The sequence below is a fragment of the Vibrio sp. Y29_XK_CS5 genome (genome assembly GCF_024181835.1).
Classification (GTDB): Bacteria; Pseudomonadota; Gammaproteobacteria; order Enterobacterales; family Vibrionaceae; genus Vibrio; species Vibrio harveyi.
Genome location: NZ_JAMZAM010000001.1, coordinates 814280 through 837429, shown reverse-complemented (window position 1 = coordinate 837429; position 23150 = coordinate 814280). Strand labels below are relative to the sequence as shown.

21 protein-coding genes are annotated in these 23150 nt (G+C 45.0%); 13 read left to right on the top strand and 8 right to left on the bottom strand.

Going from position 1 to position 23150, the window contains the following annotated elements; translation table 11 throughout:
* Positions 1 to 28: 28 nt before the first annotated feature.
* The 7 genes from NL647_RS03735 (at position 29) to NL647_RS03705 (ending at position 6492) form a co-directional block, all read left to right on the top strand.
* Positions 29 to 1177, top strand: a complete 1149-nt coding sequence (locus NL647_RS03735; protein WP_005451698.1) for an iron-containing alcohol dehydrogenase — start codon at positions 29 to 31, stop codon at positions 1175 to 1177.
* Positions 1178 to 1443: 266 nt separating this feature from the next.
* Positions 1444 to 2082, top strand: a complete 639-nt coding sequence (locus tag NL647_RS03730) for a lysoplasmalogenase (protein WP_005451697.1) — start codon at positions 1444 to 1446, stop codon at positions 2080 to 2082.
* 135 nt (positions 2083 to 2217) lie between these two features.
* Positions 2218 to 2952, top strand: a complete 735-nt coding sequence (locus tag NL647_RS03725; protein WP_005451695.1) for an amino acid ABC transporter ATP-binding protein — start codon at positions 2218 to 2220, stop codon at positions 2950 to 2952.
* Between the two features lie 3 nt (positions 2953 to 2955).
* Complete coding sequence (locus NL647_RS03720; RefSeq protein WP_009703114.1) at positions 2956 to 3753, top strand: amino acid ABC transporter permease; 798 nt, start codon at positions 2956 to 2958, stop codon at positions 3751 to 3753.
* A gap of 9 nt (positions 3754 to 3762) precedes the next feature.
* The gene (locus NL647_RS03715) at positions 3763 to 4581 is read left to right on the top strand and encodes a transporter substrate-binding domain-containing protein (protein WP_005451692.1); all 819 of its coding nucleotides are present in this window, start codon (positions 3763 to 3765) and stop codon (positions 4579 to 4581) included.
* A 78-nt stretch (positions 4582 to 4659) separates the two neighbouring features.
* Positions 4660 to 5580, top strand: a complete 921-nt coding sequence (locus NL647_RS03710) for an amino acid ABC transporter permease (protein ID WP_009696715.1) — start codon at positions 4660 to 4662, stop codon at positions 5578 to 5580.
* A gap of 93 nt (positions 5581 to 5673) precedes the next feature.
* Positions 5674 to 6492: an EAL domain-containing protein gene (locus NL647_RS03705; RefSeq protein WP_009696716.1), complete on the top strand. Its 819-nt coding sequence runs from the start codon at positions 5674 to 5676 to the stop codon at positions 6490 to 6492.
* Between the two features lie 115 nt (positions 6493 to 6607).
* On the opposite strand, the gene NL647_RS03700 is transcribed toward NL647_RS03705, so the two are convergent.
* The gene (locus NL647_RS03700) at positions 6608 to 7144 is read right to left on the bottom strand and encodes an RNA-binding S4 domain-containing protein (protein WP_009696717.1); all 537 of its coding nucleotides are present in this window, start codon (positions 7142 to 7144) and stop codon (positions 6608 to 6610) included.
* A 126-nt stretch (positions 7145 to 7270) separates the two neighbouring features.
* On the opposite strand from NL647_RS03700, the gene NL647_RS03695 reads away from it, so the two are divergent.
* A complete protein-coding gene (locus NL647_RS03695; RefSeq protein WP_253649656.1) occupies positions 7271 to 8224 on the top strand; it encodes an endonuclease/exonuclease/phosphatase family protein in 954 nt (317 codons plus the stop codon).
* Here the strand turns inward: NL647_RS03695 and cra are convergent.
* Complete coding sequence (gene cra, locus NL647_RS03690) at positions 8214 to 9209, bottom strand: catabolite repressor/activator (RefSeq protein WP_253649655.1); 996 nt, start codon at positions 9207 to 9209, stop codon at positions 8214 to 8216. The two genes, NL647_RS03695 and cra, sit on opposite strands and share 11 nt — an antisense overlap.
* 419 nt (positions 9210 to 9628) lie before the next feature.
* Between cra and fruB the strand changes: the two genes are divergently transcribed.
* Genes fruB through fruA form a run of 3 tightly spaced genes read left to right on the top strand, consistent with a single transcriptional unit; the run spans position 9629 to position 13516 of the window.
* Positions 9629 to 10762 (top strand): fused PTS fructose transporter subunit IIA/HPr protein, encoded by a 1134-nt coding sequence (gene fruB / locus NL647_RS03685; RefSeq protein WP_253649654.1) that lies wholly within the window; start codon positions 9629 to 9631, stop codon positions 10760 to 10762.
* Between the two features lie 11 nt (positions 10763 to 10773).
* Positions 10774 to 11763, top strand: a complete 990-nt coding sequence (gene pfkB / locus NL647_RS03680) for a 1-phosphofructokinase (RefSeq protein ID WP_005451671.1) — start codon at positions 10774 to 10776, stop codon at positions 11761 to 11763.
* 19 nt (positions 11764 to 11782) lie between these two features.
* Positions 11783 to 13516: a PTS fructose transporter subunit IIBC gene (fruA, locus tag NL647_RS03675; RefSeq protein ID WP_017819581.1), complete on the top strand. Its 1734-nt coding sequence runs from the start codon at positions 11783 to 11785 to the stop codon at positions 13514 to 13516.
* A gap of 175 nt (positions 13517 to 13691) precedes the next feature.
* Here the strand turns inward: fruA and NL647_RS03670 are convergent, their stop codons facing one another.
* Both NL647_RS03670 and NL647_RS03665 read right to left on the bottom strand, forming a co-directional pair.
* Positions 13692 to 14186, bottom strand: coding sequence for a hypothetical protein (locus tag NL647_RS03670; RefSeq protein WP_017189017.1), 495 nt, complete (start codon positions 14184 to 14186; stop codon positions 13692 to 13694).
* Positions 14177 to 15004 carry a winged helix-turn-helix domain-containing protein gene (locus NL647_RS03665; protein WP_253649653.1) on the bottom strand — a complete coding sequence of 276 codons (828 nt, stop codon included), beginning with the start codon at positions 15002 to 15004 and terminating at the stop codon, positions 14177 to 14179. The genes NL647_RS03670 and NL647_RS03665 overlap by 10 nt, the downstream gene beginning before the upstream one ends.
* A gap of 305 nt (positions 15005 to 15309) precedes the next feature.
* Here NL647_RS03665 and NL647_RS03660 point away from each other — a divergent pair, with 305 nt between their 5' ends.
* Entirely contained in the window at positions 15310 to 15873 is a 564-nt protein-coding gene (locus tag NL647_RS03660; RefSeq protein ID WP_253649652.1) for a porin family protein, read from the top strand.
* A 126-nt stretch (positions 15874 to 15999) separates the two neighbouring features.
* On the opposite strand, the gene NL647_RS03655 is transcribed toward NL647_RS03660, so the two are convergent.
* From NL647_RS03655 to NL647_RS03640, 4 genes are all read right to left on the bottom strand, one after another.
* The gene (locus NL647_RS03655; protein ID WP_017819577.1) at positions 16000 to 16716 is read right to left on the bottom strand and encodes a hypothetical protein; all 717 of its coding nucleotides are present in this window, start codon (positions 16714 to 16716) and stop codon (positions 16000 to 16002) included.
* Between the two features lie 238 nt (positions 16717 to 16954).
* Complete coding sequence (gene vmeV / locus NL647_RS03650) at positions 16955 to 20014, bottom strand: multidrug efflux RND transporter permease subunit VmeV (protein ID WP_005451657.1); 3060 nt, start codon at positions 20012 to 20014, stop codon at positions 16955 to 16957.
* Entirely contained in the window at positions 20014 to 21075 is a 1062-nt protein-coding gene (locus NL647_RS03645; RefSeq protein ID WP_253649651.1) for an efflux RND transporter periplasmic adaptor subunit, read from the bottom strand. The genes vmeV and NL647_RS03645 overlap by 1 nt, the downstream gene beginning before the upstream one ends.
* Positions 21075 to 22148: an efflux RND transporter periplasmic adaptor subunit gene (locus NL647_RS03640; RefSeq protein ID WP_061066392.1), complete on the bottom strand. Its 1074-nt coding sequence runs from the start codon at positions 22146 to 22148 to the stop codon at positions 21075 to 21077. Before NL647_RS03640 ends, NL647_RS03645 begins: the two co-directional genes overlap by 1 nt.
* Positions 22149 to 22311: 163 nt before the next feature.
* Here NL647_RS03640 and NL647_RS03635 point away from each other — a divergent pair, with 163 nt between their 5' ends.
* Positions 22312 to 23037, top strand: coding sequence for a TetR/AcrR family transcriptional regulator (locus tag NL647_RS03635; RefSeq protein ID WP_005451652.1), 726 nt, complete (start codon positions 22312 to 22314; stop codon positions 23035 to 23037).
* Positions 23038 to 23150 lie beyond the last annotated feature (113 nt).

The following is a 23150-nucleotide window of genomic DNA, read 5'->3' as shown; positions in this document are numbered from 1 at the left end:
CCTCACAATGGAAGCAAGAGGTCTAATAATGAACTTTTCATACGTCAACCCAACTCAAATCTTCTTCGGACAAGGTCAAATCGCCGCAATTACAAACGCGATCCCTACCGGTCAAAAAGTACTTGTCATTTATGGTGGCGGTTCAATTAAGAAGAACGGTGTTTACGACCAAGTCGCGCAAGCTCTAGAAGGTCGCGAGTGGCTTGAGTTCTCAGGTGTAGAGCCAAATCCAACCAAAGAAACGCTAGATAAAGCCGTTGCAATCGTAAAAGAACAAAACGTTGATTTTATCCTTGCCGTAGGTGGTGGTTCGGTTATTGATGGTTCTAAGTACGTTGCAGCATCGGCAAAATACGACGGTGATGGCTGGGACATCATGGTTGGCAAACATCAAGTGACAGAAGCGACACCACTAGCCGCGATTTTGACACTTCCAGCTACTGGCTCAGAATCAAACATGGGCGCAGTTATCACCAAAAAGGAAACTCAAGATAAATTGGCGTTTCTTGCTCCTGCCGTGCAGCCTAAATTTGCGGTCCTTGATCCTGATGTAATGAAAACACTCCCAGAGCGTCAGTTGATCAACGGTGTCGTAGATGCATGGGTACACGTTTGTGAGCAGTACCTAACACTGCCTACTGGTGCAATGGTTCAAGACGGCTATGCAGAAGCACTACTGAAAAACCTAAAAGTTCTGGGCGAACAGTTTGAAGAACGTGACAACGACCAATGGCGCGCAAACCTGATGTGGACAGCAAACCAAGCACTCAACGGTCTAATTGGTAGTGGTGTTCCACAAGACTGGGCAACGCATATGATCGGTCACGAACTTACAGCATTGTGGCATGTTGACCACGCTCGTTCACTTGCAATCATTCAACCATCCCTACTTCGCAACCAAATGCAATTTAAGCGTCCTAAGCTTGAGCAAATGGGTCGCAACGTATTTGGTTTGTCTGATGGTGATGATTTGGCAGAGCGCACGATCCAAGCGATCGAAGCTTTCTACCATCAACTAGGTGTAGCAACACAATTAGAAGGTTACGGTGATGACCGCGAAGCAGCAATTGACTCAGTGATCGCACAACTGAGCAAACATGGCATGACTGTTCTTGGTGAAAACCAAGCAATCGATCTTGAAAGCAGCCGCCAGATTCTTGACCTAGCAGTCGCTTAACGACTCAATCTATCAAAATACTGCCTTTTTTAACGGTATTGTGTCCTCGTAGACACAATACCGTTTTTTTATGTTAATTTAGCCGAACACTGACAATGCAATAAATATTGAACTTTTCTGCTAGAAAAATAACAAATAGGCGATAGTTCGATGTGTTTATGTAAGCCAATGACTAAAAACAAACCAAGTGCTTACTATTCGAAGTGTCCTTTTTAGCTTGCTCATCAAACATTGAGCATAATGTCGTCTATTCAAGAGTTAATCGTATGTGGCTGATTGTCATTGCTTGTGCGCTCATACATATCATCAGCATTAAGACTGGTCCAAAGTGGCTGTTCTTTCTGACCAAACCACTGCCACTCATCGCTATGATTGGCATGTTACTCATGTCTCCAGCCAGTCACCTTCCCTACACAAAGTGGGTAATCTCCGGACTTTCGTTGTCTCTGATCGGTGATTTAATCATGATGCACCCAAAAGATAAGTTTGTTTTTGGGATCAAACTGTTTTGTCTCGCACAGATCAGTTACGCCTTGGGCTTCATTAATATGGCAGCCTGGCACTTCACCCCTTGGCTCCCATTTGCTGTATTCGGCGCTGGACTTTGCGCTTACTCATTCTTTAAGCCCGACTTGGGTAAAGAAAAATGGTCCGTTGCTAGCTACATCTTTGTTTTAATGACGATGCTATGGATGGCGATGGAGTATTACGCAAGTGGTAAAACACAATCGTCAGCTTTCGCGGTGCTTGGCAGTTTCATCTTCACTATGTCTGGCGTTGTGCTTGCCTTTGAGCGCTTTGGCAGCACTTCGATATTTTCACGTCAAGTCGTCATGACAACCTACTATTCAGCTCAGTTTCTGATCACCATGTCTGTCTTCGCGATAGTGATCCGTTTTCTTTAAAATTGACTACATTATCAGGTAGTTTTGTAATGAGTTATTTGCTCACCAGTTGGACAGTTTAACCCTTATAAACAGGTGCAATACGGTTAATAACTTGTTATTGTAGAAAGAAATTTATTCTAAAAGTTGGCAGCCTTGAAAGAAAAAAATATCGTTGTTGAATTCAGCGGCGTAAACAAGTGGTATGGAGAATACCACGCACTTAAAGATATTAATTTTTCAGTACATACCGGTGAAATCGTTGTTGTTTGTGGTCCTTCCGGTTCAGGTAAATCCACTCTTATTCGTTGTATCAATCACTTAGAATCTATCCAAGAAGGTGAACTCAACGTCTTTGAGCAACCAGCTAACGCCAAAACCCATAAGCCGGGTAAAGTCGGCATGGTGTTTCAACACTTCCATCTATTCCCGCATCTGACCGTTTTAGAAAACCTTACTCTCGCGCCAATTCGTACATTAAAACTGTCGAAGCAAGAAGCAGAAGAGCGAGCGATGCACTACCTCAAGCGCGTCAACATTGAAGAGCAAGCAAACAAATATCCGATTCAACTATCAGGCGGTCAGCAGCAACGTGTTGCCATTGCCCGTTCGCTTTGTATGGAGCCGGACCTTCTCTTATTTGACGAACCAACATCAGCACTTGATCCAGAGATGATCAACGAAGTATTAGATGTCATGGTAGAACTGGCGCAGAGCGGCATGACCATGATTTGTGTGACGCATGAAATGGGCTTTGCAAAGAAAGTAGCGAATCGTGTTGTGTTTATGGACGAAGGTGAAATCATCGAGATGAACTCCCCCGTTGCACTATTTGAAACACCACAACACCCACGTACGCAAGCATTCTTAAATCAAATCCTGAGCTACTAGCCTATGGTTGTTCGAATCCTTAAACCGGTCTTACAAGCCATATTACAAATCGCGATTCTTTTGATTGCGATTATTTGGGTGCTCGATTCAGGAGCTCAAGCCATGGGCTACCAATGGCAATGGGAGCGCGTGCCCGACTACATTGCCTTCTACGAAGATGGTGAATGGTGGCCAGCAGAATTGGTCGATGGTCTCATCGTTACCTTAAAAATCTCTGCCATTAGTCTATTCTTCACTTTAGTCATTGGTTTAATCACCGCTTTATTGCGTTTGAGCAATTCCAAAGTAGGCAACGCGATTGGCACAGCTTATGTGGAACTGATTCGTAATACGCCGTTGTTGGTACAAATTTACCTGCTCTACTTTGTGTTTGGACCAGTCATTGGTTTAGATCGATTCAGCACTGCGGTGTTGGCGTTGTCGCTTTTCCAAGGTGCATATACGGCCGAGATCTTCCGAGCAGGCTTAAATAGCATTCCAAAAGGTCAATTTGAAGCAGCGAAGACCTTAGGTTTATCACCTTTCTTTGCATACAAAGACGTGATCCTACCGCAGGTGCTTCAGCGCACCCTGCCGCCATTGACGAACGAAGTCGTGTCATTGATTAAAAACTCTTCGATTGTGAGTGTTATGGCAATATTCGACTTAACGACCGAGGCAAGAAACATCGTATCGGAAACGGCGATGCCATTTGAAATTTGGTTTACTGTGGCAGCAATCTACCTTGCTCTCACATTATCACTTTCTGGCTTATCCGCTTGGCTAGAACACAAACTAGGAGCCAGTTGGCGCAAATTATAAGGAGATAACATGAAGTTATTCAAAGCGACCATTACTGCATTATTGGGGCTTGCGATTGCTCTACCTTCGTTAGCCAATGAGCAAGCAGCAACACCAAACGTAGATCAAATCAAGGAACGAGGCACACTTCGCGTTGGTATGTCGACATTCGTACCTTGGGCAATGCGAAATAAACAAGGCGAACTGATTGGCTTTGAAATTGATGTCGCTAAACGCCTAGCCGCAGATTCTGGTCTGAAGGTTGAGTTCGTACCAACAGCATGGGACGGTATCATCCCTGCTCTACTAGCCAAGAAATTTGACGTTATCATTGGCGGTATGTCGATTACTCCAGAACGTTCTAAGAGCGTACTGTTCACTGAACCTTACTCACACTCGGGTGTTCAAGTTGCAGCGAACAAAGAACTGGCAGCTGGCTTTAGCGAGTTTTCTGACTTTGATTCTCGCCGAGTGAAAATTGCAGCTCGTCGTGGTGCTTTTACCGTTCAAGTAGCGCGTGAAACATTCCCTAAAGCAAAAATCCTTCAATTTGATGATGACGCACAAGCATTCCAAGAAGTTCTAAACGGCAATGCACATGCGGTGATTGCATCGAGCCCTAAACCTGAGCATGAAGCGATCAAACACGCGGATAAGTTGTTCATTCCATTTACTGAGCGTCTATCCAAAGGTAACGAAGCCTTTGCCGTTCGCTTAGGTGAAGAAGACAAAAAAGCCTTCTTCAACAAATGGATTGAAGCACGTACCCAAGACGGTTGGTTAGATGAACGCTACGAATACTGGTTCTCAACACTGGATTGGCAAGACCAAGTGGCACACGGTCAATAAACGTAAAAACTAATACATCAAATACACAGACCGACTCGAATGAAGGGTCGGTCCTCTCTTTACTATCGGAGTCAAACCTTGAGCGGACAAACCACCACTCGTGTTGCACCAACCAAAACAAAGTCAGGCTTTTTCTTAAACCGTTTTAACCTACTTGATTGGGTGTTGCTTGCCATCTGCGCGTTAGTTGGGGGTTGGCTTTACCACCGCTCCACCGTAGGGGTGAACTACATCTGGCATTGGAAAGAAGCCATTGATTTGTTGTTTACTCCGCGTGCTGATGGTGGGCTGCCATATTTTTTTCAAGGCTTGATTTCAACGTTACGCCTGAGTTTATGGGGCATTAGCTTCGCACTTATATTAGGCACCCTACTTGGCTTAGCCCGCTTCTCTGAATCGGCTTGGTTTCGCACTCCTGCCAACGCGTTTATTCAGTTAGTAAGAAATATTCCACCATTGGTATTCGTCTTTATTTTCTACTTTTTTATTTCAAACCAATTAATCCCGTTACTTGGGTTAGAAGATCTACTTCGCAACTATCGCGGCGAACCCAATGCATTGCAAAGCTTCTTCTTTGGTCCGGCGAATTTGTGGGAGAACCTAGCGTCAGGAATTCTCTGCGTAGGCTTGCTCTCTTCCGCTTACATTGCTGAGGTGGTTCGTGCTGGTTTACAAAGTGTCGATAAAGGACAGTGGGAAGCCGCAGATTCTCTCGGTTTATCTCGTTGGGTCAAATATCGCTTTATCATTGCCCCACAAGTGCTCAAAGCTATTACGCCAGCATTGGCAGGTCAAACCATCTCCTTAGTCAAAGACACATCTATTGTCTCACTGATTTCGATTCAAGAAATGACCTTCGTTGGTACCGAGATGGCAAACTCTTCCGGTTACATTTTTGAAATTTGGCTAATTGTAGGCTTGGTTTACTTTCTGATTTGTTTCGGTCTATCAATGTTTTTTAGATACATCGAGAAAAAATCGGAATCTATTTCAAATTAACTCAAAGGGCTTCAAAATTAAGACAGCCTAGCGCTTTAAATCCGAATTCCATCCTGTTACATTCGCTCTCATGCTATTTTTTTGGCGTTTTTCATGGAGTTAAAGAAGCAGTCCGATTACGAGCAATACATAAGGCAGGACAGCCTTGGCGAATATTACGTCGTGCTCAATCAATATACTTTCCATAGTGTTTATCAACCAATCTTCGATAAACACCAAAACATGATCGGGATGGAAGCCCTATTGCGCATTCGAGGCGCAGACGGAGCCAACATTCGTCCAGATCTTTTCTTTGCCGATGCCAGCATAGATACCTACTTCCGACTTTGTATGGAGTTTCTATCTCGGGCAATTCATATCCGAAACTTTGCACGTCATTTCGCAGGTTCGCCGATAAAACTATTTCTAAACGTCATGCCGCAAACCTTATTAACACTGACCAAAGACATGGGTTTTAAAGATAACGGTTTGCTGTATAAGCGGTTGCATGAGCTAGGTATGGAACCTTCTGATGTGGTCTTTGAGGTGGTTGAAGAGTCGTGTGGTGATACTGAATTACTGATCCAAGCGGTACAACTAATGCGAGCTAATGGCTTTCTTTTCGCCATTGATGACTTTGGTTCCCACCATTCCGATATGTCACGCGTCAAGCAACTCTGTCCCGACATTATCAAGATAGACCGTTCTTACCTTCTTGATTACTGCTCTGGCGATACACTTGCGATTGCCAATGCAGTTGAACTGGCTGAAGAGATGAATGCGAAAGTTGTTATTGAAGGGGTTGAGGAAAACATGCAGCTCTCCGCTATGCAAGCGCTTAATCTTGATTACTACCAAGGCTTTTACCTAGCTAAGCCAAACTCGATTAACCACTGGACCAAACACGCGCAAAACAGCGAAGTTTTACACTAACCAATCAGTCCCAAATTCTTATCTGTCAAATCAACAACCGCAAAATACAAAAGCGCCGCCTTGTTCAATAACCGAAGCGGCGCTTGTGAAATTATCCGTGTTATAGACAAATCATTTAGAAGAAGTCGATAGAGTTACGCCCACTCTTTGGATCGCGACTCACTTGAGGCTTGTCTTCTTTCTTACCTTTCTTGGCAGATTGAGACAATGCTTCTTTCTGTGCCTTACGCTCTTTGTGCGCCGCTTTACGACCCGTCGATTGAGGACCTTTAGCTTTTTTCTCATTCTTATTCGAACGAGATTTTTCTTTACGCGCGTTTTGTGCGTCCTTCTTCGCCTTCTTCTCTGCTTTTTGCTCCGCAGTTTCTGGCTCAGTTACTGGCGCATCGCACACAACGACATAGTATTCTTGGTTGAACTCGAAGAAATCGCCGTCGTACATCTTGCGACGTTTGCGCGTTTCTAGCTCACCATTTACCGCAACATAACCTTCTTCGATAATGTGTTTTGCTTCACCACCGCCACTCACCAAGTTTGCGATTTTGAAAAGCTTGTACAGCTCAATTGGGTGCGCGTCGACGTCGATACCGATCGCTTCGATCTCAATCTCTTCGCCTTCTAAATACTCTTCGTGTTCGTAATCTTGGGTCATGTTCGTTACTCATTTTTCTTGATGAACGGAGTTTAAACGGAATGCGTACAAATAGAAACGTGATCTTCACTCAACTTGCCCAATTGGGTATATACTCACCCAATAACTCCTTGAACGAGCAATATTTTGTCTAATAAGAACTGCATTACCTTTGCCACCGCCAATCTGTTCAACTTTGTTGCTCCACCTGGCGCGTATTATGACTTCGAGAACATTTACTCCCTCGACGACTGGCAGGACAAACTCACTTGGACAAAATCACAGCTCGAGCAACTCGCCCCGGATATCATCGGCTTACAAGAAGTGTTCAGCATTGAAGAAACCAAAGCCTTCTTTACTACAATGGGATACCAGTACTTTGCCAGTGTCGATACGCCGCATATTGAGGGTGACTACATCTACTCTCGTCCTGTAGTGGCAATCGCGTCCCGCTTCCCAATTGAAAGTTATGAAGCCGTCACTTTCGATAAAGAAACGCTCAACGCCTTCGGTGATTTCTCTGCGCCCCCTTTCAGCCGAAAACCAATTCGAACAATCATCGTTCACCCTATCATTGGGCATATTGCAATTTATGTTACGCATTTAAAATCACAAAGACCGGCTGATTCAGAGACACCTGCAGATGCAAGCAAACCAATTGCGCGCTGGCTATCAACACAACAACGCGGTTGGGAAGCAGCCATGCTACGCGACGCAATGCAAAAGCAGTATGCACGCAACTCAATGCCCACCGTGTTAATGGGAGACATGAACCAAGCCATCACATCCACAAACGTTAATAAGGTTTTGATTGAACATTACGGTGACAGCGTCACTGATTTGCAACTAAATGATGGGTGGGAATTGCAAGTAGCGCCAACTCTGGAGCCACGCCCAGCAACGCATTACCACTTCGCAAAAGGAAATGTGTTGGACTACATCTTGCTATCGCAGGAATTCGATGCTCATGCAGGCATATCGATAGCGGAAGTGACGAGATATCAAGTGCTGGATGCTCACTTAATTAACCCGTCTTTTGAGCGAGATAAAAACGCCAGCGACCACGCGTTTGTGGCGCTGACGGTAGAAATTAAGCTTTAGCGTCGATGTGGCGTTTCACAATCTTACGTGGAATCAACTCAACCCCAGCCTTGTAGCGTTTTGCAGACGCATTAAGCGCCAACTCCATCGCACTGTCGGCAATGAGTTCAAACTGCTGCGGTAACGAATTGATTTTGATTGGCAAAAAGTCTAATAAGCGGTTATCACCAAAGGTAGCTAAACGCACTTTCGCCATCAGCTCCGGCTTTTCTAACATAACGTCTAACACCCCTTCGAGTAAGGTGTATGACATAGTCACTAACGCATCAGGTAATTCGTCATTCGCAATCCAACTTTCTAGCACTTTCTTGCCTTCTTCTCGCGAGAAATGCTGACCATATCCTACCAGCACATCTTTGCTTTCTTGTTGGCAAGCAGAACGAAAACCCAATTCACGCTCTTTAGAAACTTGAAGTTCTGCTAACGCGCCAATAAGCCCAATCGATTTGATTTCAGAGGACAAAACCGACTCAGTCAACTCAAATGCCGCGTCAAAATCTTCACTGATCACACAGCAAAAATGCTCATCATCCATTGGACGGTCAAGTGCAATAACTGGCGTGCCCGAGTTTTGCAGCTTTAAGTAATACTCACTGGCAGCCGGCATGCTACTTGCGACAAACAATGCGTCAATACGACGGCTAACCAATGCCTCAGCCACTTTCTCTTCCGTTTGCGGATTATCATCCGAGCAACCAATCAGGATTTGGTAACCTGCTTTACGAGAGTTTTGCTCTATCAGTTTTGCTAAACGTGCGTAACTGGTGTTCTCTAAGTCTGGAATGATCAAACCGAACGAACGTGAGTTTCCCGCACGTAAAGAAGAAGCCGCGTGATCCGGTTTGTAATTATGCTGCTCTACCACCTCCATGACTTTCTTTTGAGTCTTTTCGCTGATGCGGTATTTCTGCGCTTTCCCGTTAATCACATAGCTTGCTGTTGTCTTTGAAACCCCAGCTAATTTCGCTATTTCATCCAGTGTCATATTCTAAGCCCTATTCTGTGCGCAGGATCATATTAATACATCAACGATCCTTCGATAAGTTGAATTATATGCTGAACCGATTCAGTATAAAAGCTGAAAGGATTCAGCAAAACTTAAAAATTGACGGGAATCACCAAAAAACAGCAAGTGAGGTTTGCTTTGCTAGGCTTTATAGGCAATCAATCACTGGATGATTAAGTTTTGATTTTAAAAACAGTTTCGCTGAGTGTTTTAAAAAATTTGACCAATTGCTGAATCGATTCAGTTTGTTGTTAAGGTTAAGCAGTTTCGTAGCAAACAATACTGGTTAACAGGAACAGCGGTTCAGCAAAGAATAGATAAACAAGGTTACGCATCGAAGAACGAGCCGCGTAGCCAAGATGAATTAGAAATAGATACCTTAAGGCTGGAGAAGCACCATGCTTAAGCTAAGTAAGAACGACATTACCCTATCTCAATCCGCTACAGATAAGTTTGAAGCGATTAAAAACATCGCTCAAAGCCTGACAGACAAAGGTCTGGTAGAACAAGGCTATGTAGAGGGCATGCTAAACCGTGAAAACCAAAACTCAACATTCTTGGGTAACGGCATCGCGATTCCTCACGGCACCACAGACACACGCTCAATGGTTAAAACCACGGGTGTTGCGGTTCACCACTTCCCAGAAGGTGTTGAATGGGGTGACGGCAATAAGGTTTTCGTCGCTATTGGTATCGCGGCAAAATCAGATGAGCACTTGGGCATCCTAAAGCAGCTAACAAAAGTATTGGGCGCAGACGGTGTTGAAGAGCGCTTACGCAATGCGAAAAGCGAAGATGACATCATTGCCCTACTTCATGGTGACGTTCAGCTAGAAGCAGATTTCGATGCCTCTCTAATTCAACTTCTCTTCCCTGCAAGCGACATGGTTCAAATGAGCGCGGTTGCGGGTGGTCTACTTAAGAATACAGGTTGTGCTGGTGCAGAATTCGTTGCGGATCTTGTGACAAAAACACCGACGCACCTTGGTCAAGGTCTGTGGCTAGTCGGTAGCGATAAGCAAGTAACTCGCACTGGTGTTTCTTTTGTATCAACAGCGAATGACTGTGAGTTTGAAGGCGAGAAAGTTCGTGCTCTAGTTGCGTTTGCTGCTTGCAATAACGCGCACCAATCGATCCTAGGCACAATTTCAAAGCTTGTGTTTAACAACGAACACAACAAGTTACTTGATGCTTCTGCAGAGCAAGTTCTAGCGTTATTCAAAGGCGAAGAAGTAGCAAGCGAAGCATCTGAAGATGGCAACACTGCAGTGTTCAAGATTAAGAACGCGCACGGTTTGCACGCTCGTCCGGGCGCAATGCTGGTCGCGGAAGCGAAGAAATTCGAATCAACCATCCGTGTTGCTAACTTAGATGGCGACGCTAAACCAGTAAACGCAAAGAGCCTAATGAAAGTTATTGCGCTTGGTGTAAAACACGGTCACCAGCTTCAATTCTCTGCTGAAGGTCCAGACGCAGCACAAGCTCTCGAATCCATCGGTAAAGCAATCGCTTCTGGTCTTGGTGAAGGTTAAGGGACGGATTCATGACAGCAACAATTTCATCGACAAAAGCAACAAACAAAGTCGTGACCATTACGCTTAACCCTGCCCTTGACCTAACGGGTTCACTGGATTCACTAAAAGTGGGATCGGTCAGCCTAGTAGAAAAGAGCAACCTGCATGCTGCTGGTAAAGGCGTAAATGTCGCCAAAGTTCTGAGTGACTTAGGTGCGGACGTGACAGTGACTGGCTTTCTAGGCAAAGACAATCCTGAACTGTTCCACCAGCTTTTCGACGACATCAAGGTTCACAACGAGTTTGTTGAAGTCGAAGGCGCAACGCGCATCAACGTAAAACTGGTTGAGGCAAATGGTCAAGTCAGCGATATCAACTTCCCTGGTGTGCAAGTCACGCCAGAAGAAATCGCTCGCTTTGAACAAACCCTATTCCGCCTTGCAGAAACACACGATTACTTTGTTCTTGCCGGCAGCCTACCTGGCGGCGTAAGCGCAGAGCAATGTGCAACGTGGATTGAAGCGCTGCACCAACAAGGTAAGAAAGTGCTTTTTGATAGCAGTAAAGCCGCATTACGTGCAGGTATCGAAGCGCATCCTTGGTTGATCAAGCCAAACGATGAAGAACTCAGTGATTTTGTTGGCGAACATCTAGCCACACCAGAGCAATGCCAAACCGCGGCGCAAACACTTAGCGATAAAGGCATTGAGAACATTGTTGTGTCAATGGGCGCTGACGGTGTGATGTGGCTTAACCAAGGTGAATGGCTACGCGCACAACCACCAAGAATGAATGTTGTAAGCACAGTTGGTGCAGGCGATACGCTTGTTGCGGGCTTGTGCTGGGGTCACATGCAAGTGATGCCGAAAAACGATTTACTCCGCTTCGCTACCGCGCTTTCTGCTCTTGCAGTTAGCCAAGTTGGCGTAGGCTTAACCAGTCAGGAAGAACTGGAGAACATCAAGCTCCAAACACAAGTAACCGAGCTTTACCCTAATACTAACTTAGACAAAAACTAAGGAACAGAAGGTTATCAGTATGAATATTGCCATCATTACAGCTTGTCCAAGTGGTGTTGCGAATAGCATCATTGCGGCAGGTCTACTAGAACAAGCAGCCGCTAAGTTAGGTTGGAATGCGAAGATTGAATGCCAATCAAGCGTGATTGAACCAACTCGACTAACAGACGCTGACATTGAACAAGCAGAAGCGATCGTAATTGCGGCTAACACTCCAGTTGATACTTCTCGTTTCGTAGGTAAAAAAGTCTACTTATCAGATATCAGCGACGTAGCTAAAGACGCATCTGCTTTCCTACAAACTGCAGTAGAAAGCGCAGCAACCTTAGCGCAAGCAACAACTGTTGCGGCACCAGTTGAAAGTGCATCAGCGACGAAGAAGATCGTTGCAATTACGGCATGTCCAACAGGCGTAGCGCATACCTTCATGGCGGCGGAAGCACTGGAAGAAGAAGGCAAACGCCGCGGTCACCAAATCAAAGTGGAGACTCGTGGTTCAGTAGGTGCGAAAAACCAACTCACTGACCAAGAAATCGCAGACGCAGATTTGGTAATCATCGCTGCCGACATCGAAGTGCCACTAGACCGCTTCAACGGCAAGAAGATGTACCGCACTAAAACAGGTCCAGCTCTGAAGAAAACCGCAGAAGAGATGGACAAAGCGTTTGAACAAGCAACCGTATACCAACATTCTGGCTCATCAAGCGCGTCATCAGCGACTGAAGAGAAGAAAGGCGCATACAAACACCTAATGACAGGTGTATCGCACATGCTCCCTGTGGTTGTTGCTGGTGGTTTGATCATCGCCCTATCCTTCGTATTTGGTATTGAAGCGTTTAAAGAAGAAGGCACATTAGCGGCTGCTCTGATGAACATTGGTGGCGGCTCCGCTTTTGCTCTGATGATTCCTGTACTTGCAGGTTACATCGCATTCTCAATTGCTGACCGCCCAGGTCTGGCTCCGGGTCTTGTCGGCGGTATGCTTGCAAGCTCAACTGGCGCTGGTTTCCTTGGTGGTATCGCTGCGGGTTTCATTGCTGGTTATGCCGCGAAGTTCCTTGCAGATAAAGTGAAACTTCCACAATCGATGGAAGCACTTAAACCGATTCTGATCATCCCATTTGTGGCAACCTTGTTCACTGGCCTAGTTATGATTTACATCGTAGGTGGTCCGGTATCAGGCATCATGAACGGTCTGACAGACTTCCTAAACAACATGGGTTCTGACAGTGCTGTACTACTAGGTATTATCCTTGGCGCAATGATGTGTTTCGACTTGGGTGGTCCAGTAAACAAAGCAGCTTACGCATTCGGTGTAGGTCTATTGGCTTCTCAAACTTACGCTCCTATGGCTGCAATCATGGCGGCAGGCATGGTCCCAGCACTTGGTATGGGTCTAGCGACATTTATTGCGAAAAACAAATTTGAACAAAGCGAGCGTGAAGCAGGTAAAGCATCATTCGTTCTTGGTTTGTGCTTTATCTCTGAAGGTGCAATCCCATTCGCTGCGAAAGATCCAATGCGTGTAATCCCATCATGTATGGCGGGTGGCGCACTAACGGGTGCACTATCTATGCTGTTCGGTGCAAAACTAATGGCACCACACGGTGGTCTGTTCGTACTGCTAATCCCTAACGCAATTTCTCCGGTGTTGATGTACTTGGTAGCAATTGCAGCAGGTACAGCAGTAACGGGTTTCACTTACGCGTTCCTAAAGAACAAAGCAGAAGCGAAACAACAAGCTGCTGCTTAATCGTCAACGGTCAGCTTGTGCTCACCTAGGCAACGATTGATTAACGATTAACAATGCCTCCCTCGATTTGGCATTCGACACCTCCCTCTGCTTCGGCATTGGGAGGTGTTTTTTATTGTAGAGAGGCGAACAGAAGCGTGGTCAGATAACTAAATATGAAAAAACGAATGGACGACTAAATGCGGTAACAAACAAAGTTACTTTCCTCTGCTTCGCTTTGATTGAAAAAGAACAAACGGTCATTTTCAACTTTATAAATAAAGTCCGTTTTCGTTCCAACATACGAGTTCATGTCGCGGATAAACACTTCACTTTCTGTCGGTTGGTGATTCCAGCTTACCTTTTGATAATCCACTGATAACTCATGTCCATCGACCTTATACTTCCCATTGAAAATCATTTCGTATTCTTTACTTTCACCCGTCTTAGTCAGAAGTGAACCTTTTTGAAAGATATACATATCCCTATCGGAGCTAAACACCACTACAGAGCGATCTTTGATGTGCTCGTATCGTCGATAACCTTTCGTGATAAAGTCCTCTTCATAGGTCGCACAAGCCCAGCGGGACCCAGTAATCTCATCCGACTGAAAGTACTTTTGATGTACGACAACGCCAACTAAAGCGAGTGTCAATCCGATATTAAGCACGGCGAGTTTGTTTATTTGCATATTGCGTCCGCCCTCCTCATGCTCTCCAAGATGGTCTCTTTTAACGATTCAATCTCAAGTGAGAAGTTAATGTAGTTGACGTTCTTATTGCTATTTTTAGCAAACGCAAAGGCACGCAAAATGTAGGCACCTTCTTGATAAGCTGATTCGGAAACGCGTAAATAAACAATTGCCGGACAGACAGGAAATGAATCCTCATTCAGACTGGTTGCCAAAGCCGAAAGATTAAGCTCATCATGTTTGAGGTCGTAAAAATAAAAGTCCGTTTCAGAGACGGAAAAGTCGTGATATTCAGAATTATTGAGGAAATCAGGATGTGGCGCGAAAGGACGAAAATACAATACTGATCCAAGTGCTAAAACAAGTAGCAAACTCAGCATTGGTGCCAAGTTCAATGCCTTATCTCGCGATTCTGTTGGTCTTTGAACGGAGGTTCTAACCGTTTCGCCGGACTCTGGTTCCAATGTTTCTAAATCCGGGATCTGCACTTTTTGTTTAGTGGGTTTAGCGTCGTCATCAATTTCTAGTAAATAGCCAATTTTGCTAACGGTTTTTATCTTTACGCCTTTTGCATCCAACAGCCCTAGCTTCTTTCTCAAGCCCGAGATGACATTAGTTAGTGCTTGATCCGTGACTACCGAACCATCCCAACACGTTTCAAATAACTCCTCTCGAGTGACATGAACACCCTGCTTTTCAATCAACAGGTTCAACACTTGATAAGGGAGCGGTCTTAACGGTACATCACTGCCTCGTGAATTGGACAATTTCCTTGTCGTCGGATCGAGGATTAAATTGGCGAAATAGATTCTATGCATACAGTCTCACTATTTTCTCAACTCCTTGAATTATAGGTTAGGTTTGCAAAATCAAATCAGAAATCTCTCAGTGTTCACAATTCACACCATCGCACCGAATCACCCAGCAGCTCTGCATTGCATCATTAATAAATTACGATGAACAGCCACTGATTACACAAAAAACACACAATTTCGTAAGTATCTAAATCAATTGAAATTATTTGGTTTTTGTTTACTTTTAGTTTAGTTTTTCATCGCCTCACTCGGATAATGAACACTGTTTTAAACACACAAGACAGACAGTAATACAGAGGTAAATAACAATGAGAAAAGCAGTCATCCTTCTTCTAGCACTAGGCAGTATTCAAGCCCAAGCAAATGACTCAAAAGACGTGTCCGGTTTTTATTTGGGAGGTGGTATCGGTAATACTACCTATAGCGATGATGACCCATTCACACAGCTCGATGGTGACGGTACAACCTTTAAACTTATCGGAGGGTATCAGTTCAATCGTATCGTTGGTGTTGAAGCACAATACACAGATTATGGTGCTATTAAGCTTAAGCACACCCCGTTAGATTTGGATGTAAACAGTGTCTCCGTCGCGGCAAATATTGGTTATACCTTCGACAACGGTTTGCGACCATTTGCGACATTAGGCTTGGGATATATCTCGGTTGATATCCCGGAAGGGTTAGGACCTGACGACGACGAGTTATTACTTCGCGTCGGCGCTGGTCTTGAATATACACCACATCAGCTTAGTAATATCACTTTCCGTGCGGCGTATGAGATGGACCACTTCAACGTCGATTCAACCCGTTCGAGCAAAGATACCGACATCCAGATCGGCTCTTTCTATGCGGGCGCAACGTACAAGTTCTAATAATCAAAGAAAAAGCAAACACATAGAAACCACAAAGGGCGACACTAATTTTAATAGCTGTCGCCCTTTTCTTGTTCGGGTCTGTTTAACCGATACTTATTTTTTCATCATGTACTTTTGTACAACCTACTTCTGCATCGGTACCGCTTCAATATCGACATCCCCCGTGTTCATGTCTACCGTCGCTTGGTAGACACTGTGTGGGTCGCCGTAATGCTTAAACGTAAAATGATAAACATTGGCTGGCGTCCAAATTTCTTGGTCTTCTGCCGGCATAATGTCATAACCATCTTGCTGGTACAGTTCAGTTGCCATCACATAAGCAAGCGCAGTCTGTACCTTAGTATCACGGTCAATTTTTGGCTCTAACGACGGGTTACTTGGGTAAGTGTTACCATTGAAGCTCATTTGACGATATGCGCCGTTGCTCCACACAATAAAGTCTTGCCAACCATTGCTGTAACTGTCAGCCAAAACAACTGGCGTTCTCGTAACTGACATGCGGTTAAGAACCTTGCCGTTGTTGTCAAACATATACGCGCTACAACCGCCACTGCCGCAGAAATAGCGATCTTGAAGCAATACAAAGTGCTCCGCTACTCCATCGCTATTTAAATCCGCTGAGCCTGTTAGGTAACGAATTTTATCGTTTTCTAAAGAAAGCCCTTCAGGGTTCAAAATGCTTTGGTCGATCCAAGTTGCGATAGTTGCCGCATCGACACTTTTGATTTCCACAGGCGCTTCAGGAGCTGTGGTATTTGTAGAAACACTGTCTGTAGAAGAACAGCCAATAAGCGTTAGTGAACCTAGAAGGAAGAGTCCGTGTAATCCACGATTTATCATTTGCGTTCGCTCTTTTAATCATGATGTTTTGTTAGTATACGCATCATTTATCAATCGCTTGCAAGAAAATCATAAAAATCCGTTAAGTGTTCACCAAACCACCCACTTTGTCTTTTTCGCCTTTATCTACTCTTTTCTTCTCAAAACTCATTTCTCGTCCCTATACGCCAAGATCAAAAAAGCCCTGAGGAAATTCCCCAGGGCTAGGCAGGAATCTGACAGAAGTCAGGTTGGTCCCTTATGCAGTGGTTGGTTTGATCTTAAACAGAATTGCAAACATGACTGGAACGACAATCAATGTTAGCACTGTAGCAAAACCAAGGCCTGCCATAATCGTAATCGCCATTGAACCGAAGAAAGCATCAAACACGAGTGGAATCATACCCAGAATCGTTGTCAGTGCTGCCATACTTACTGGACGAACACGGCTAATCGCACTATCAACAATGGCTAAGTAAGGATCCTTGCCCGATTCAAGCTCAAGGTTAATCTGGTCTAGAAGTACGATACCGTTTTTCAGAATCATACCGCTTAAGCTCAGCAGACCAAGGAAAGCAGTAAAGCTGAATGGCATGTTTGTCGTCAGAAGACCAAACGCCACACCGATGATAGACAACGGCACCGTGAACCAAATAACCAGTGGTTTCTTTAATGAGTTAAACAGAAGCATCGTAATGATGAACATTAATAGGTAACCCATTGGCAATGAGCCAAACAGCCCTTCTTGCGCATCTTTTGATGACTCGTATTCACCACCCCAAGTAATTTCGTACCCCTCTGGAATGTGTAGCGCCATCACTTTTGGTTGTACACGAGCAAACAAGCTTGCCGCGGTATCGTCACTCAATACGTCGTGGTCAGCCAGTACCGTTAGAGTACGTTTACGGTCACGACGTTGAATCAACGGCTCATCCCAATCCAATTTCACACCGTCAATCACTTGATCAACTGGGATGTACGTCTGTAACGATGGACTCCAAATGTTCACGTTTTGCAGCGATTCAAAGTCAACACGTTCCGCTTCTGGTAGACGCGTCATGATAGGCAGAATATGCGTACCATCGCGCAAGAAGCCTAGTGTGCTACCGCCAAACGCCATTTGTAGCGTACTTGAAAGATCTTGCTTCGAAATGCCTAAGCGACGCGCTTTTGATTCGTTAAATACCGGTACAAGCTCTTTAGTACGCTCACGCCAATCATGACGAATATTGCGAGCGCCTGGGTCAGTGTGCAGAATGTCTTCTACTTGTACTGCTAGCTCACGCAGCACTTGTGGATCTGGGCCAGTAATACGTGCCTCAATCTTAGAAGCTGGCGACGGACCAAACTCCATCAGCTTGAACTGGAACGTCGGCTTATCAAACGTCTTCGCGAGATTGTCGTCCAGCTTGTGTAGAAGCTTGAACATGTTGTCACGGTCCGTAGTACGAACTTGGAACTGTGCGTAAGCTTCGTAACTCTTTTCCGGCTGGTAAGTCAGAGCGAAACGCTGCAAACCTTGACCAATCGACGCAGAAACAAAATCAATGTCATCTTGCGTACGAATGTAGCTTTCGACTTCTTCAGCTTTCTTGATGGTTTCACGAATATCTGTACCTTCAGGCATCCACATATCAACGTAGAACATCGGTGTATTTGAAGGTGGGAAGAACTGTTGCTTAACACTACCAAACGCAACCACTGCACCCACAAGTAACGCCACCATGCCGGCAACGGTCAACCAACGAAAACGAAGTGCAAGTTTCAAAGACGCACCAAATGCAACGAACAACCAGCCTTTGTATGGGTCTTCATCTTCAGCGTCCGCGCCTTTGTCTTCTTCTTTCAATAGAAGATCTGCTAGAAACGGCGTTAGCGTAATTGCAGTAATCCAGCTTAAAAATAGCGAGAAACACAATACCCAGAACAACGAGCCCATAAACTCACCCGTCGCGTCTTGAGATAAACCGATAGGTGCGAAAGCAGTGATCGCAATAACGGTAGCACCAAGTAATGGCCACTGGGTTTGTTTTACAATATCCGTTGCCGCTTGAACTTTAGTACGACCCTTCTTAAGACCAACCAATATCCCTTCGACAACAACAATGGCATTATCCACCAGCATACCGAGAGCAATGATAAGCGCCCCCAGCGAGATACGGTGCAGCTCGATATTGTTGTAGTTCATTAATATGAAGGTACCGAATACCGTCAACAGCAGAACCAAACCAATGATCAAACCACTACGCAAACCCATGGTGAACAACAGTACAATAATTACGATCGCAACCGCTTCTGCCAAGCTAATAACAAACGCTTTTACCGAGTCATCCACTTCTTGTGACTGGTTGTAGAAATAGTTCATATCGATACCAGCAGGCTTGATCGTTTCAAGACTTGCCAGTTCCGCTTCAATACGTTGCCCCACTTCTACCACGTTCACACCTGACGCAAACGAGATACCAATGTTGATCGCTTTCTTACCGTTGAACAATAGAACATTGCCCGGTTTTTCTTGAATGCCACGGCTGATAGTTGCAACATCTTTTAGGCGGATCAGATTACCTGTATCACGACCGTGAATAATCAGGTTTTCCAAGGCTTCTACGGTGTTTAATGTGCCGCTAGGACGAATAATTAGACTCTCGCCGTTCACCATCACTTCACCAGCAGAAACCACATTGTTCTGTTGGTTCAGCAAACCAGAAATCACGTTCATGTCGAGGTTAAGCGCAGCTAAACGATCAAGAGATATTTCAACGAAAAGCATCTCTTGCTGATCACCAGCAATGTCCACTTTGCCCACACCGTCGATAAGTTCGAGCTCACGCGTAAGTTGGTCCGCGTAACGCTTTAGTTCGATGTAATCGTAGTCATCACCTGTGAGCATTAACATCACGCCGTACACGTCGCCAAAGTCATCAATGATTTGCAGAGATTGAACACCTTGCGGCAAAGTTGGTTGCAAATCGTTGATCTTACGACGCATTTCATCCCAGATCTGCGGCAGTTCATCAGGACCGTAGTCCATCTTCATGCTCACCATAATCTGTGACATACCACTCGAAGACGTTGACGTAATCTTATCGATATAAGGCAACTTACGGATCTCTTTTTCAAGCGGATAAGTCAGTTCTTCTTCCACTTCTTTAGAGGTCGCGCCCGGATAAGTCGCAATCACCATCGCATCCTTAATGGTAAATGCCGGGTCTTCTAATCGACCAAGTTCTAAGAACGACGTTACACCGCCGATCGCAAGAATAACGATAAACAGCCAGCTGATGACTTTGTTCTTAATTGAGTATTCAGCAATGCTCATTATTGTACTTTCTCCACCACGTCCACATGCTTACCTTCACGAAGTTTGCGTAAGCTGGAATTCACTAATACATCGCCTTGAGCAACACCCGAGGACACAATCGCACCTTCACCATTAACTTGATTGATGGTCACGGCAACTTTTGTGACCGCGTCACCATTTAATTTCCAAACGAAAAACTCACCGTCATGGCTGCCCGCTTGCAGCGCTGTCATTGGGATGTTGTAGCCATCAATAGACGTAATGCCTGCCGCTACCATATCAACCGACACGCTTACGCTTGTGCCCGGCAGAATCTCTTGTTCAGGCTGAGGCATCGTTAGGTACATTTGGTAAGTTTGTGTTTGCGCATTTGGTTCACTGGTGTGCTCCAAGTAGTTCAACTGATACCGCTTTTCATCACCTGAGAACGTTGCTTGAGGTTGGTAACTCATGCTTTGAGTGTTTGGATTCACCATTGCTAATACGTTATCTGACAGCTCAATACGAACGTACACTTTGTCACTTTGATAAAGGTTTAGAACCGGCTCACCAATCGCAACACGCTCGAAACGCTCTTTAAATACGTCAGAAACTTTGCCTGCAAACGGGGCAAACAAACGGGTGTAATTCAACTGGTTTGTCGCGTTATAGAAGTTCGCTTCTGCCAGCTCCTTGTTTGCCGTTAGTTCGTCTAGCTCCGCTTTCGAAATCATTTGGCGGCTGTGCAACTCTTCCCCACGTTTAAGCTGACGAATAGCAAGCGTGTATTGCGCCTCGGCATCATTGACTGCTTGCTTCTCTTTACTGTCATCAAGCTTAGCGATCATCTGACCTTCTTTGACTGTGTCACCAGCTTTCACCAACACATGTTGCACCTCACCGGCTCGACGAAACGCAATCGGAGTTTGTTCAGCAGGCACTACTTGTCCCTTAAAGGTACGGAACTGGCTCTTTACTGGAACATCGACAGAGACCGTCGACATATACAAAGGCTGTTCAACAGCGACTTCTTCGTTGCTGTTACAACCAGTCAGCACTGCAAGCGCAATAGCAGAAACTGTAAATAGTGAACGTTTCATTAAATACCTTCCTCACGAACCCAAGCTTTCACCACTTGACCTTCAACTAGGCGCTCAACACCCGCGATGACAACATAATCGTTCTTGTCTAGACCCGACTCCACACCACCATTTTTATTTAGTGACAAGGTCACTTTATTCACCTGTTGTGTTTCACTGTCCATCACCCAAACTTCGCCTTGAGTTTCGCTTTTGCTTACCCACGCCGCGCTTGGCAGCATTACAGCATCCGAAACATTTTGCTTAGCGATATGAACTTGACCTGTCATGCCCGTCAGCAAGTTACGATCAGACGGACGAGTAATGGTCACAATCGCTTCATAACTGTTAGTGTCTGCGTTTGGCTGAGTCGAAATCTCTTTGAATGTGCCTTGAATGCGATTGTTTGGTTCGCTGTCCATCGTTACCCACATTTCCGCGTCTTTTAATGTGTTCAGTGACACCGCTTCTGCATACGTGACGGGCAAAGTGAACGACACATCCAACGTGGTATTGTCGATAAGGTTTAGAATTTCTTGTTTCGCCGCGACAACTTGGTACGGCTTCACGTAGGTGTAAGAAACCACACCATCAAACGGTGCATGAATCTCTGTGTAGCTTAAGTCTGTTTTTGCTTGCTCAAGGTTTGCCAGTGCGGCTTTGTACTGGGTTTCTTGCTGGTCATAGCTATCAGTACTGATCAGCTTCTTGTTGTACAAACTTTTCGAGCGTTCCCATTGGGTTTTCGCTAACGAATATTGCGCTTGCGACGCATCAAGCGCCAATTGCAGATCTTTTGGGTCTAGCGTTGCAAGGACATCGCCCTGCTTCACTTCCTCGCCCATTCTGACGATCAACTTCTCAATTTCGCCACCAACCTGAAATGAAAGTTGGGCTCTGTACGTTGCATCTATTCGCGCAAGGAATGCATCGGAATCGGCAACAGTCAGATCATTAACAGCAAGTAATTTTACAGGTTTGATTAATGGCTCGGACGGTTCTGATACGGCTTTGTTACACCCTGTCAGCATCGTAGCGAGGCTCAATGCCACCGCTGCTCCGACAAATGTGCGCTTTAGGTATTGTTTTCGCACTGGCTTTCTCCATCGACTTTTTATTTACTACACAGTCGTGCAGTATAAGAATAATGAAAAAATGATCAACATATTTTCCACGTGGATAATAAAATAATTAGTCAAATCGTCCGGTTTCTGGTAAAAATAGGCGCGTTGAATAATATTCGGGAAAATTCGAACTATGACAGAGAGAAAGCAAGGCCGTAGGAGTGCTGAAGCCGCTGAGCAAACTAAGTGCCTGATTCTTAGAGTCGCGGCAGATATGTTCTGTGAGTTAGGTTATGAACGAGTTTCGCTTCGAAACATCAGTGAAAAGGCTGGTGTCTCCCATAGTTTGATTCGCCACCACTTCGGAAGCAAAGAGAAGATCTGGCAAGCCGTAAGTGATGCCATGGACGAGTTCATGCAAGGTTACATGGCGCAGCTGGTTAACGAAATGCCAGCAAACACCCCGTCTAATCAGAAGATTTACCTATTCATGGTAAGAATGCTTGCGTTCGCGCTGGTTAACCCTCACCCAGTGCAGATGATTGCTGACGCGATTCGCCAAGGCGATGATGCGCTACTGCAATACTTCTTAAGATCGAAAGACGAATTTGCAGCGATTTTTACCGACCTCTTTGCTGACTACAATGTTGAATACCCTGAATACCAAATCGATCAGTGGGAATCAAAATGGCAAATGCTGGTATTTGCTCATGGCGCGATTAGCCTAGCTCCAATGATGCAAGAGACATGGCCAGAAGACGCAAACAACCGCGACAAGATGCTGATCAGACACTGGGAATTGTTCAACACCATCATGGCAAGCCAATTTAGTGTGAATAAAGAAGACATGATTCACCCAGACAAATTGAGTGAAGTGGTTATCGATATGTGTTGCCCGATTGAAGAATTAAGCGCGTAATCAACACCTTCAGAATAACGTAAAAATGCCGAGCAATTTGCTCGGCATTTTTGTTTATGCTTTTCGTTTCAAAGAGGAAACGAAATGGAACCTACTTAATAGTTGCTTATTCC

Bases quoted from the DNA above. Each gene is read 5' to 3' on its own strand.
- NL647_RS03735 (WP_005451698.1), top strand. From the start codon at position 29: ATGAACTTTTCATACGTCAACCCAACTCAAATCTTCTTCGGACAAGGT.
- NL647_RS03730 (WP_005451697.1), top strand. From the start codon at position 1,444: ATGTGGCTGATTGTCATTGCTTGTGCGCTCATACATATCATCAGCATT.
- NL647_RS03720 (WP_009703114.1), top strand. From the start codon at position 2,956: ATGGTTGTTCGAATCCTTAAACCGGTCTTACAAGCCATATTACAAATC.
- NL647_RS03715 (WP_005451692.1), top strand. From the start codon at position 3,763: ATGAAGTTATTCAAAGCGACCATTACTGCATTATTGGGGCTTGCGATT.
- NL647_RS03705 (WP_009696716.1), top strand. From the start codon at position 5,674: ATGGAGTTAAAGAAGCAGTCCGATTACGAGCAATACATAAGGCAGGAC.
- NL647_RS03700 (WP_009696717.1), bottom strand. From the start codon at position 7,144: ATGACCCAAGATTACGAACACGAAGAGTATTTAGAAGGCGAAGAGATT.
- cra (WP_253649655.1), bottom strand. From the start codon at position 9,209: ATGACACTGGATGAAATAGCGAAATTAGCTGGGGTTTCAAAGACAACA.
- fruB (WP_253649654.1), top strand. From the start codon at position 9,629: ATGCTTAAGCTAAGTAAGAACGACATTACCCTATCTCAATCCGCTACA.
- pfkB (WP_005451671.1), top strand. From the start codon at position 10,774: ATGACAGCAACAATTTCATCGACAAAAGCAACAAACAAAGTCGTGACC.
- fruA (WP_017819581.1), top strand. From the start codon at position 11,783: ATGAATATTGCCATCATTACAGCTTGTCCAAGTGGTGTTGCGAATAGC.
- NL647_RS03670 (WP_017189017.1), bottom strand. From the start codon at position 14,186: ATGCAAATAAACAAACTCGCCGTGCTTAATATCGGATTGACACTCGCT.
- NL647_RS03665 (WP_253649653.1), bottom strand. From the start codon at position 15,004: ATGCATAGAATCTATTTCGCCAATTTAATCCTCGATCCGACGACAAGG.
- NL647_RS03660 (WP_253649652.1), top strand. From the start codon at position 15,310: ATGAGAAAAGCAGTCATCCTTCTTCTAGCACTAGGCAGTATTCAAGCC.
- NL647_RS03655 (WP_017819577.1), bottom strand. From the start codon at position 16,716: ATGATAAATCGTGGATTACACGGACTCTTCCTTCTAGGTTCACTAACG.
- vmeV (WP_005451657.1), bottom strand. From the start codon at position 20,014: ATGAGCATTGCTGAATACTCAATTAAGAACAAAGTCATCAGCTGGCTG.
- NL647_RS03645 (WP_253649651.1), bottom strand. From the start codon at position 21,075: ATGAAACGTTCACTATTTACAGTTTCTGCTATTGCGCTTGCAGTGCTG.
- NL647_RS03635 (WP_005451652.1), top strand. From the start codon at position 22,312: ATGACAGAGAGAAAGCAAGGCCGTAGGAGTGCTGAAGCCGCTGAGCAA.